12 protein-coding genes are annotated in these 11,221 nt (G+C 63.0%); 5 read left to right on the top strand and 7 right to left on the bottom strand.

The window, feature by feature from the left end; genetic code table 11:
• The first annotated feature begins 131 nt into the window (after nt 1–131).
• Nucleotides 132–527, top strand: a complete 396-nt coding sequence (locus NKI96_RS09765; RefSeq protein ID WP_023671995.1) for an acyl-CoA thioesterase — start codon at nt 132–134, stop codon at nt 525–527.
• A 500-nt stretch (nt 528–1,027) separates the two neighbouring features.
• On the opposite strand, the gene NKI96_RS09760 is transcribed toward NKI96_RS09765, so the two are convergent.
• The gene (locus NKI96_RS09760) at nt 1,028–1,396 is read right to left on the bottom strand and encodes a winged helix-turn-helix transcriptional regulator (RefSeq protein WP_023683744.1); all 369 of its coding nucleotides are present in this window, start codon (nt 1,394–1,396) and stop codon (nt 1,028–1,030) included.
• 89 nt (nt 1,397–1,485) lie between these two features.
• On the opposite strand from NKI96_RS09760, the gene NKI96_RS09755 reads away from it, so the two are divergent.
• A complete protein-coding gene (locus NKI96_RS09755; RefSeq protein WP_023671992.1) occupies nt 1,486–2,091 on the top strand; it encodes an NADPH-dependent FMN reductase in 606 nt (201 codons plus the stop codon).
• A gap of 165 nt (nt 2,092–2,256) precedes the next feature.
• Here the strand turns inward: NKI96_RS09755 and NKI96_RS09750 are convergent, their stop codons facing one another.
• Entirely contained in the window at nt 2,257–3,552 is a 1,296-nt protein-coding gene (locus NKI96_RS09750) for a glucoamylase family protein (RefSeq protein WP_023701604.1), read from the bottom strand.
• Nucleotides 3,553–3,810: 258 nt separating this feature from the next.
• Here NKI96_RS09750 and NKI96_RS09745 point away from each other — a divergent pair, with 258 nt between their 5' ends.
• Nucleotides 3,811–4,689, top strand: a complete 879-nt coding sequence (locus NKI96_RS09745) for a DMT family transporter (RefSeq protein WP_352803929.1) — start codon at nt 3,811–3,813, stop codon at nt 4,687–4,689.
• A 28-nt stretch (nt 4,690–4,717) separates the two neighbouring features.
• On the opposite strand, the gene NKI96_RS09740 is transcribed toward NKI96_RS09745, so the two are convergent.
• Nucleotides 4,718–6,028, bottom strand: coding sequence for a hemolysin family protein (locus tag NKI96_RS09740; RefSeq protein ID WP_023695769.1), 1,311 nt, complete (start codon nt 6,026–6,028; stop codon nt 4,718–4,720).
• 70 nt (nt 6,029–6,098) lie between these two features.
• Nucleotides 6,099–6,806, bottom strand: a complete 708-nt coding sequence (locus NKI96_RS09735; protein WP_023705876.1) for an LssY C-terminal domain-containing protein — start codon at nt 6,804–6,806, stop codon at nt 6,099–6,101.
• Nucleotides 6,807–6,918: 112 nt separating this feature from the next.
• Between NKI96_RS09735 and NKI96_RS09730 the strand changes: the two genes are divergently transcribed.
• The gene (locus tag NKI96_RS09730; protein WP_023705875.1) at nt 6,919–7,638 is read left to right on the top strand and encodes a gamma-glutamylcyclotransferase; all 720 of its coding nucleotides are present in this window, start codon (nt 6,919–6,921) and stop codon (nt 7,636–7,638) included.
• Between the two features lie 20 nt (nt 7,639–7,658).
• Here the strand turns inward: NKI96_RS09730 and NKI96_RS09725 are convergent, their stop codons facing one another.
• From NKI96_RS09725 to NKI96_RS09715, 3 genes are all read right to left on the bottom strand, one after another.
• Nucleotides 7,659–8,450: an extensin-like domain-containing protein gene (locus NKI96_RS09725; RefSeq protein WP_023695766.1), complete on the bottom strand. Its 792-nt coding sequence runs from the start codon at nt 8,448–8,450 to the stop codon at nt 7,659–7,661.
• 132 nt (nt 8,451–8,582) lie between these two features.
• Complete coding sequence (locus NKI96_RS09720) at nt 8,583–9,659, bottom strand: extensin-like domain-containing protein (RefSeq protein ID WP_352804287.1); 1,077 nt, start codon at nt 9,657–9,659, stop codon at nt 8,583–8,585.
• A 198-nt stretch (nt 9,660–9,857) separates the two neighbouring features.
• A complete protein-coding gene (locus NKI96_RS09715) occupies nt 9,858–10,283 on the bottom strand; it encodes a DUF3775 domain-containing protein (protein WP_023683751.1) in 426 nt (141 codons plus the stop codon).
• 229 nt (nt 10,284–10,512) lie between these two features.
• Here NKI96_RS09715 and NKI96_RS09710 point away from each other — a divergent pair, with 229 nt between their 5' ends.
• Nucleotides 10,513–11,049, top strand: a complete 537-nt coding sequence (locus NKI96_RS09710; protein ID WP_023705872.1) for a tetratricopeptide repeat protein — start codon at nt 10,513–10,515, stop codon at nt 11,047–11,049.
• Nucleotides 11,050–11,221 lie beyond the last annotated feature (172 nt).

Genomic DNA, 11,221 nt, shown 5'->3' with positions numbered 1-11,221 from the left:
GCGACCGTGAGACGCCTGGTCGGAAAAGCCACCATGGAACCGACATTGCGCCGGGAGCCTCGCCCGTCGCGTTGACCTCTTGGGCCCGTGACGCTACGGGATCAAGGGCTATCGCTTTAGGGGAATCTCGGATGGTGCATTACGCGGACGGACGGCCGATCGGCGATCTGACCTTGCGTACGCTCGCCATGCCGGCCGATGCAAATGCGGCCGGCGACATCTTTGGCGGCTGGGTGATGGCGCAGATGGATCTTGCCTGCGGCATCCGTGCGGCCGAGCGGGCCAAGGGCCGCGTGGTGACGGCGGCGGTCAAGGAAATGTCCTTCGCCAAGGCGATGAAGATCGGCGACACGCTGTGCATCTACACCCATGTCGAGCGCGTCGGCCGCACCTCCATGACGCTCAAGGTCGAGGCCTGGGCGCAACGCTACCTCTCCGACCTGATGGAGAAGGTCACCCACGCCGATTTCGTCATGGTGGCGCTGGATAGCGACGGCAAGCCGAAGCCGATTCCAACCGAAAGTTGACATCGTCGATTCTGCCAAGCTTGCGCTTATGTAACATCCCCCGCGCGGGCGATGCGCTGCGCGACATCCAATGGTTGCCTTCACATCCGATTCTGCGGGCGGCGGAGGGAAGACAATGCGTCAACACATGCTGAACGGCTGGCTCGTGGCGGCCCTCGTCGCGGTGATCTGGCTGCTTGGCACGACCGCTTATACCGAGATCAGGAAAGAGCTTCCAAGCGTTGCCTGCACGCACGACCGGACCGTTGGCAACGAGCGGACTGCCCAGCGGTCTGCAAGGGTAGAGACGTGCGGCGCAGTGTGTTGCAGCAACCCTGCGTCAAAGGCCTGAGGGCCCGTCAGCGGAAGACCTCGTCAGCCTCAAAATGATCATGCGCCGGCGAACGAAACGCTGCAGCTATGTCGCGATGGCGCGACCAACGATGCCAGGGCGGATCCAGTTAAACCCGGGTACGCGTCGTCGACGGCAAAATCCGTAAACTATTGCTGGGCAACGGTTTTCAGGCGTGCACGCCATCGAATCTTTCACGCGCCGCCTGGACCCGCGAGGTGTTCTTCCGCGCCCATTCGCCGAGCGCGCCGACCGGCACCAGCAGCTCATGGCCGAGCTCCGTCAGCTCATAGTCGACGCGTGGCGGGATGGTCGGGAACACGGTTCGGGTGACGAAGCCGTCGCGCTCAAGACCGCGCAAGGTGGTGGTCAGCATCTTCTGCGAAATGCCGCCGACAGCGGCGCGCAACTCATTGAAACGCAGCGGTCCGCCGCCCAGCTTGCCGACGACCAGAACGGTCCATTTGTCGCCGACGCGCTGCAGGATTTCCGAGACGGCGCGGCAGTCTTCGGTGTTGTGCGGGTGCCTCAGTAACATAACGGTGCCTCCTTGCGCTGCCATTTGTCAGTATCTCATATAGCGCCGGTATCCAAACGATACCAGCTTTTGCATATATGGAGAGCCCCATGTCCAAGCCCAAAATCGCCATCGTCGTCGGTTCGACACGCGCCGCGCGTTTCGCCGATGTGCCCGCCCAGTGGATCGCCAAGATCGCGAAATCTCATGCCGACATCGACGTCGAGACCGTCGACCTGCGCGACTGGCCGCTGCCCTTCTTCGACGAGGTCGCCTCGTCCGCCTGGGCGCCGTCGCAGAACGAAGTTGCCCAGCGCTGGCAAAAGAAGGTCGCCGAATTCGACGGCTTCATCTTCACCGCCGCCGAATACAATCATGGCCCGACGGCCGTGCTGAAGAACGCCATCGATTACGCCGCCAATGAATGGAACAAGAAGCCGGCCGGTTTCGTCGGCTATGGCAGCGTCGGCGGCTCGCGCGCTGTCGAACATTTGCGTCTTGCCGCGGTCGAATTGCAGATGGCGCCGGTCAAATCCGCCGTTCACATTGCCTGGAGCGATTTCCTGGCGGTGCGCCAGGGCGAGAAGAAGCTCGAGGAGATCGAGCATCTGAACCAGGCTGCCACGGCGCTGGTCAACGACGTTGCCTGGTGGGCCCGCGTGCTCAAGGCAGCGCGTCAGGCCGACGCGATTGCCGGCGAAGCCCAGGCGGCCTGAGCCTTATCCTCCCAAGGACCGATGATTTTTCCAAAGGGCGGCGTTTGCGCCGCCCTTTTTCATTCACGTGAAGAGGCGCTCTCGGCTCCCTTGGCCGGATGGTGGAGTCGGACCGGCAAGGTCGCGCTGATGCCTTGACGATCCCGCGCGAAGGATCGCCGCCTGTCACAGCCAACCGCCGGAAAACCCGGCCCGGCGCAGTCCTGTGGTGATGGCCGGCACGCGGCGCATCAATCGCCACAGGAAGTCGGACCGGTAGTTCTCGATCATCAGGGCGATCGGCCCCTGGTTGATGCCGACATGGTCCGGCGATACCCAACCGCAGGCGCGGCCGTCGTCGGCAGCGATCGTCGGGTTGAAGCTCGCGGTGAAGCCGTAAGGGTTGCCGTCGCGCAGGTCCATCTCGTGGAAATGGCGCAGCGCCGGCAGCACGATTTCCGGCGCAAAAGGCAAGGAGGCGATTGCCGCCCATGGCGACAGCGTGCCGTCATCGGGGCCAAACGGTGCGCCGCGGGCGAGATAACCGAAGAAGCGGCGTCCATCGGCTCGCCGCGCGATCGGACCTGGGCCGTCGCTGGCGGTGACGCCCCAGCAATTCTCGCCATAGCCCGCGAACCCCCTCGGATTGCGGATTGCGTAATCGCGCTGCAGATACGTCGCCTGGCGGCTGTTTTCGAAATAGTCCCGGTCGTGATCGCGCATGAAGGCATCGCGGATGTCGCGAAAATCGATCCAGATATGCGAGAACTGGTGGATGAAAAGCGGGCCGGCATAGACCATCTCGCGGCCGTAGATGGTCTTCCATTTGTAAGTGGACAGCCAGGCCGCGTAGCTCTCGGGAGTTAGCGAGTGGGTCGGCGAACCGAGACCCAGGACGTACAGGATCAGCGCCTCGTCAAATCCTTCCCAGCGGTAGCGGAGAAAGCCTTTTCCAGGCCGCCAGCCATGGGTGACGGTGGCGCCGCCGTTCTGCGCCCAGCGCCAGTCGGCACGGCGGTAGAGCGCATCGGCAAGCTGGCGGATTTCCAGTTCGAGCTCATCGTCCTCGTCGAAATAAGCGCCGGCGGCCAGAACACCGGCAAGCAAAAGGGCGGTATCGATCGTGGACAGTTCGCAATTCCAGACGCGGCGGCCGGTCTTCATGTCGAGGAAATGATAGTAGAAACCTTTGTAGCCGGTGGCATCGGGCTCCGGCCCGTGCGGGGCGTTCCAGAAGAAGCGAAGCGTGGCGAGCGTCCGCTCGATTGCGGCATCGCGCGTCATGAAACCGCGCTCGACACCGACGGGATAGGACGACAAAGCGAGCCCGACGGCGGCTATGCTGGCAGGCGACGCCTGCGTGTTGCGGTCGGCGACCAGGCCGTTGGCAGGGTTGGCCTCGTTGAGAAAATACTCGAAGGACAGGCGCTGGATATCTTGGAGAAGCTCGTCGTTTAGCGCGTGTTCGTTCGATGCATCCATGACAATCGATATAGAGGCTTTGGCTGCTTTTGCCATTCGCCCAGCGGATCAATCATGGGTGAGGGCAGGCTGGGGCCGATAGCGAAAGGCGCTGCCGACGCACCGAATTCAAATCGAGGGGCTGCGAAGATCGGTTGGACCGCCATATGCACGGCCCTGCCATCTGGCCTGGCCGTCCTCCCCTGATATATCCGGCTGCGATCCATCACATGAGCATGCCCCGTGAAGTCACCCAGCCTGTCAGGCGTCGTTTCCCCCATGACCCCGGTGCTGGTCTGTGCACTTGCGATCTTCCTTCTGTCCGCCATGGATGCGGCGATGAAAATCCTGGTGATCGCCGTCGGTGTCTACAACACGGTGCTGTGGCGAAGCATGCTTGCGAGCGTGGTCGCGGGCACGGCCTGGGCGGCGGGGCCGCGTTCCCTTCCCACGCCTTCCGTGCTGCGGCTACACGCGCTGCGCGCCGTGATCGTGGGCATCGTTCTGCTGTCGTTCTTCTGGGGCCTTGCCAGATTGCCGCTAGCGGATGGGATCGGGCTTAGTTTCGTCGCGCCGCTGTTCGCTCTCCTGCTGGCGGCGCTGCTTTTGGGCGAACGCATACAGCGCCAGGCGATCTGGGCCTCGCTGGCGGGCATCGCCGGCGTCGTCATCATCATGGCCGGACAGTTCGGGCAAGGGAACTATACCGGGGATGCCCTGCTTGGCACGGTGGCGGTGCTCGCATCGACGGTGTTCTACGCCTACAATCTGATCCTCTCGCGGCGGCAGGCGCTGGTGGCCAAACCAGTCGAGATCATGCTGTTCCAGAACCTGTGCGTTGTCGCCGTCCTTCTCCCCGCCGCTCCCTGGCTCGCGGTTGCCCTGCCGGGCAATCTCTGGCTTCCACTGGCCGGAGTGACGGCGCTGTCGCTCTCCGGCCAGTTCCTGATGAGCTGGTCCTACGCGCGGGCCGAAGCGCAATATCTAATCCCAACGGAGTATTCTGCCTTCATCTGGGCGATCGTGTTTGGCTGGCTGTTCTTCGACGAGGCGGCGACCTGGACCACGCTGGCTGGAGCGGCCCTGATCGTGGCCAGTTGCCTGATCGCCTCGCGCTCCAATCCGAAGCTTGCCGAACCGATCGAAGCCGCGGTCTGAGGGCGCTATTCGCTTTGACGGCAGAGTGTCAACGCACCACTTCGCGATGGCCGCTGGGCAGCCGGGTGGCGATCAGCTTGTCGATACGGCGGCCATCGAGGTCGACGACCTCGAAACGCCAGCCTTGCGCGTCGACGCATTCGCCGGTCGCCGGCAGATGGTGCATGTGCGACAGCACATAACCGGCGACGGTCTCGTAGTCGCGGTTTTCCGGCAGGTCGATACCGAGAACGTCAGCCATCTCGTCGGCTTGCATGTATCCCGCGAGCAGCCATGAGCCGTCCTCGCGCTTGACGGCGTTTTCCTCGTCGCCGGCATCAAGGTCGGCGCGGAAGACGCCGGTGATGGCCTCGAGAATGTCGGCAGGCGTGACGATCCCTTCGAAATGGCCGTATTCGTCATGCACCAGCGCCATCGGCACGTCGGATTCCTTCAGCTTCTGCAGCACATCCAGCGCGTCGGCCTGATCGTAGACGATGGGGGCGGCGCGCACATGCTTGCGCGGATCGAGTGCGCGGCCGGCGAGCAGGGCGGCCAGCACGTCGCGCGTCTGAACAACGCCAACCATGACGTCGACGCCGCCATCGCCGGCCGGCAGGCGCGAATGCTGGGTCTCCATCAAGAGCTTGCGGATGGCACCCTCATCGGACTGCAAATTGATCCAGTCGACCTCGGTGCGCGGCGTCATCACGGCGCGCACGGCGCGATCGCCGAGCCGCATGACGCCGGCGATCATGCGCCGCTCGTCGGATTCGATGGTGCCGTGGTGCTCGGCCTCGGCGACCAGCATCTTGATCTCTTCGTCGGTGACCTTCTCCTCGCTCTCGCCGCGCTGGCCAAGCAGCCACAATATGGCGCGGCCGGAAATGTCGAGCAGGAACACCAGCGGCGCCGAGACGGTGGCGAGGATGGTCATCGCAGGCGCTGCGCGGGCCGCAACACGCTCGGGATCGCGCAGCGCGATCTGCTTGGGCACCAGCTCGCCCACGATCAGCGAGAAATAGGTGATGATCGCAACGACAATGCCGACGCCGAGCGGATCGGCGATGTTTTCGCGCATGCCGGTCGAGGCCAGGTACACCGACAGCCTGTTGCCCAGCGTGGCGCCGGAGAAGGCGCCCGACAGCACGCCGACCAGAGTGATGCCGATCTGCACTGACGACAGGAATTTGCCGGGATTGGAGCCGAGCGTCAGCGCACGCCCGGCGCCATTGACGCCGCGGTCGATCATCGCCTTGAGCCGCGCCGGGCGCGACGACACGATGGCGAGCTCGGACATCGACAGAAGGCCGTTCACACAGATGAGGACGACCACGGTGGCGATTTCGACGTATAGCATCAGGGCTCAATAGCATTGCGGCGGGCCGCAGGAAAATAGTCCGCGATGATTTTTGGAAAATGACAGTGGTTCAGGGGAATTGCCTGAGCACCCCGACAACAGCCTTGCCGTCGGTGAAATAGGGATCGCCGCCGCCGTTGCGTCCGGTCCTGGTGGCGCCGATGCCCGGGATGTCGCTCACCGAGATCACCATGCCGGCCGCCGACAGGTCGTGGATCACGAGATCGCGCTCGGCGTCGATGTCAGGGGCGATATGGTGGGTGATGGCGCCGGTATCGTGGCTGAGACCAACGCCGCGGTCGAAGCTGGCCGAGCCCATCCAGAGCGTTCGGCCGTCGTCGCCGGTCGCATCGCTGCGCCAGAAGCGGACATGATGGCGCCGGTCGGCGCTCCCGCCGACCGGCTTTTCGAAGGCGAGATCCTGGGCGCGGCCTTCGAACAGCAGCCGGCTGACCGGGGCGTCAGGATAGGGATGGTCGAACAGCACGCTCTCACCGATTTCGATCGCGGTCTTTAGCGTCACGCCATCGGCCGTATCCCATCCGGTCATGGCGAAGGCATGGACCATCTCTTTTTCGGTACCGACAAGGCCGATATTGATCGGGTCGCCGGGAATGCCTTGCGGCGTGTGTGTCACCATCTCGAAAGTCTGCGTGCGAAAGCCGCGGTCGCGAACCGTCCAGAATTCCGGCGCAGCGACATAGGCGAGGGCCAGCCAGACCGCCAGAAGAGCGGCGAGCCAGGTCAATGCGCGTCGTTGCAGGCTTCGTCGGCTCATGAAAGCGGCTCGATCCGTGCGGTATCTGTGCCTGACGGACCCTGGAAATCAATGGCCAGCGGCGAGCAGCCGTTCTATCGTCGGCCATCGTTTTTGCGGGGGGTGAGCAGGAATGGATAAGAAGCCGGTGGGTCGCAGCTCGATGGCATTGACCGCGGACCTTGTCGCAAGGGTCGAGCGTGTCGAACCGGATCCGGGTCCCGAGCCCGGAACAACCGAGCATACAGACGCGGAGTTCGATAGTCTTGTCGAGCAACTTCTGTCGGAGCATCGGCCTGAAGCGCTATGGGTCTTTGCCTACGGGTCGCTGATCTGGAACCCCGAATTTGCCCATGTCGAGCAGCGCCCGGCCACGGCGCCAGGATGGCACCGCTCGTTCTGCCTGACGCTGACCCGTTGGCGCGGAACCCGTGATTTGCCGGCGCTGATGCTGGCGCTCGATCGAGGCGGCAGCTGCAACGGCATCGTCTATCGGCTGCCCGCGGAAGACCATGTCGGGCAACTTGGCCAGTTGATGCGCCGCGAGATCGATGCCAATCCGCCGACTAACGTGCCATGCTGGATCAAGGTCAAGACCAAGGATGGGCCGTTGCGGGCCTTGGCTTTCGTCGCCGCGCCAGACGGCAGGGCCTATGCGGGCCGGCTGCCATTGGAGCAGGTTGCCGACACGCTGGCGCGGGCTGCCGGGCATTGGGGCTCGTCGGCTCAATACCTGTTCCGAACCGTCAGCAAGTTGGAAGAGAGCGGTATCCGCGACAGGAACCTTTGGCGCATCCAGGATCTGGTGGCCCAGCAAATCATCGCTTCCACCAGGAACGCCAATCCCGACTGATTTCTGAACGGTGAAACGCCTTAGCGGCAGGCGCGGTAGCCGCTTTTGCGGTTCTTGATGTCGAAATGGAAATGGTTGCGGTGATCGTAATTGTAGCCGGGACCGAGCACGGTGGTGAAATACTGGCAGCCGTCGGCACGCACATTGTTGAGGAAGCCGCGGGTGCGGAAGGCAAACAGGCCGGGCTTGCGCACGTCGATGTCGTCGCCGTTGTTGAGCTCGATGCTCATGACGTCGAGGGCGTTGCCCTTGCCGTGCTCGGACAGGACACCTTCGCCGGCGATGTTGCGGCAGGAATAGCTTGAGCCCTGGTGGATGGTCTTGACGCCCGAGAAATAGCGCCAGCGGGCGGAGGGAACCAGTTCGTTGCTGGTCCAGGCGGCGAAACTTGCGGCCATGTCGCAGGTCAATGTTGCGGCGGGCTTCATCTGGATGCCGCCGATGGCGGAGACCTTGACCGGCCAGTCTATGCCGCACTGTCCCTCGTGGATCGGCTGGACATCGGTGTAGACGACGCGAAGCCGCTTCAGCTCGCCACGGCAATCGGTTTCGCTGGCCGGCATCTGCTGCGGCTCCGACTCCGACATCGGCTCGTCCATGTGCGGATAGGCGGCAGTCATATAGGGATTGGACGGGACGAGCTTCTGCATGCCTTCATATTGCGGCACGGCCGCGGTCTGCGAGCCGACATCGACGGCCGGCTGCAGCGACAGCACGCTGCCAGTGTTGCAAGCCGAAACGGCGGCCAGCGCAAGACCGGCGGCCAGTATCGCTGCGCTTTTTGCCTTCGCGGCGCGAAATATTGCGGCCATGGGCGGAATCCTGTCCTTGATCGGTGGGATTTTAACGATCAAGGGTAAAGGAAAACTCAGCGTTCCCGTTCATGCCTGCGGCCGAAATGCGGCAGCCAGACCATCACCGGCATGACGATCACTGAAGGGCCATCACTGGCAGAAAGTGCCACCATTCCGGCGCGGTTCGAGATCGAGATGGAAATGCAGGGAATGGTCCGGGTCCGCGCCCGGTCCAAGCACGGTCTTGAACGGTCCGCAGGCGGCCTTGCGCACCGCATTGAGGAATTTGCCGTCCTTCTCGGGCGGCGTTGGACCGACTTCGACCTTTCTGCCATCTGACAACGTGAAGCTGGCAATATCGAGCGCGTTGCCGAAGGCATGTTCCGACAGATGGCGCGTGCCGTTGCGCGGCCGGCAGACAAAGGCCGATGCCTGGTTGATCGATTTCAGGTCGGCTCCGAACTCGGCTTTCGCCGCCGGCTGTATGATTTCGGCGGCAAAGCGGGCTGCAGCCTCGGCCATTGGGCAGTTGAGTTCGGTCGCGGGGCCGATGGCGATGGATTTTCCGAGCGACTTCAGCACCAGGGGATAGGGGATCGAGCAGCCGATGTCGGGATTGCTTTCCGCCTTATGCTCCTCGAATTCGACACCAAGGGCCGTCAGCCGCTCGCGACAGGCGACTTCCGCCGCCGGCATTTTTGCATCGGGCAAATCGGCCGAGCGCGCATCGGGCAGCATCTTCTTGTCGCCGGCATCGGGTTTTTCAGGTGGTTGCGGAGCAACGGCCGGCGGCTGAGCTTCAGGTTCCGAAGTGTCTGGCTTTTGTGTCGGAATCGGCGCCGCGGCCGGCGGCTCGGGCTCGCTTTGCCTATCGGTCGATGGCTTCGGGGCTGACGGTCCGGGCCGCGCCTGCTTTTTAAAACCGGATTTTTCTTCGTTGAATCGATCGTCATTGGACCGGTTGGGCGCGCCAAGGGCGTTCGGACCTTCGGCCTTTTGCTTTTCGATCGGTGCCGCGCCGGTCTTCGGCGCCTCTGAAGGACGCGCCTCGGGCAGCGGGACAACGCGCGAGGGCTGCACCGGAACATCGGCGGGCGAGGGCTTTTTATCCGGGGTCTTTTGTTCCACCTGCTTTGGCGTGATGTGCCGCTTTGGACTGGGCTTCTGGCGGTGCTTGCTGCGCGGCTTAGGATGCGAGTCGACCTGCGGTGAAAACAGCTGCTCCAACCGCTGTGACAGCGGCGTGTAATGCTTTTTGCGCTGTTTGGCGTCGGCTTGCGTCAGCAGGGGCGTCAGCAGCAGAGCCGTGACGACCATGACCAGTGCAACCCTGGATGTTCGGGAAAGTACAAGCGACCCCATCGTCCTCAACGGCGCGAACGCCCGGAGGTTGCCTGCGGCCCATCACGAACGGTAACGACGTCGTTACGCGCCAATCGCTTCCAGCCCTTCTTCCAGCCAGTCGGCCAAAAGCGGCATGCCGAGCAGGTATTTCGCCGTGCGCTTGTTGGCGCGGTCGCGCGCGGCGGCAACCGCATCGGACCATTCCGCTGCGTCATAGTCGCCGCGGCCGACCCAGGCCAGCGCGATCAACTCGGCCGCTTCGTCGACGTTGAGGTCGTTGATCAGCTCGCGCAGCTCTTCCTCGGTGAGGTCTTCCGCGCTTTCCTCCGCCAGACCGTCATGGTGGTGATTGGCATGTGATTCACCATCGAGCTCGACCTCATGCTCGGCACCGTCGGCATAGTCTTCGTTGACGGCAGCACTCAGTCCCTTTGCCTTGAGAATGAACAGGCGCACGGTGTCCGGGCCGATCGATAGCTCCCATTCCCGCTCACGGCGCTGTTGCACTCTCGGGCACCCCCGCTGATCATTTCCCGAATGATAGCGGATTTGCAGCGCGCGTCACGTCATGTTCTGATCCCTGGCTCCCGCCTTTGACCGAATTCAGGTTAGGCACGGCCGCACAAATAGTTTCGGCGGCTGCGGGTTTCCGGGATGAAAAGTCTGCATCCCGGCGTTAGCTTTTCATTATCGTCATTTTCCCTCAAGATCGTCATTATCCCTCAAGGAGGCTTCGATGCATAAAAGAGTGTTGATCCAGGCGGCTGCGGCGCTTGTGGCGCTGCAGTTCTTTGCGGTTCCGGTGTTTGCGGCCGGCGGCGGTGGCGGTGGTACCGAGACCACCACCCAGTGCAAGAAGGGGCAGGTCTGGGACAAGAAAAAGCAGAAATGCGTCGCGCCGAAGTACGGCATGCTGGACGACGATAACATCTATGATGCTGGTCACGACCTGGCCATGGCCGGGCGTTATGACGAGGCGATCGCCGTGCTCAGCCTTGCCGCCAACAAGCAGGATCCACGCATCCTCAACTATCTCGGCTATTCGCATCGCCATTCCGGCCGTGTCACCGTCGGCCTCGGCTATTACGAGGAAGCGCTCCGCATCAACCCGGATTACACGCTGGTGCGCGAATATCTCGGCGAGGCCCATCTGCAGATCGGCGATCTGGTCGGCGCCCAGGCGCAGCTGGCCGAGATCGAGAAGCGGACGGGCAAAGATTCGCGCGAATACGGCATGCTGGCCGAACAGATCTACCATTTCATGAGAAGCTGACCCCACCCCAACGGCTTTTCTGGGCCGGCTGCGAGCAATCGCAGCCGGTTTTTGTTGTCGCAACTGCAACACGCTGCACATGCCGTGACGGCAATTGCGCAAGTCGGCTCATGATTTTTCAAAAAGCCTGCTTTTTCAGCGTGAAAAACGCGCGAGGATCGCTATATTGGGG

The sequence above is a fragment of the Mesorhizobium sp. M0292 genome, from assembly GCF_040321695.1.
GTDB lineage: Bacteria > Pseudomonadota > Alphaproteobacteria > Rhizobiales > Rhizobiaceae > Mesorhizobium.
This window is presented reverse-complemented; position numbering and strand designations above follow the sequence as displayed.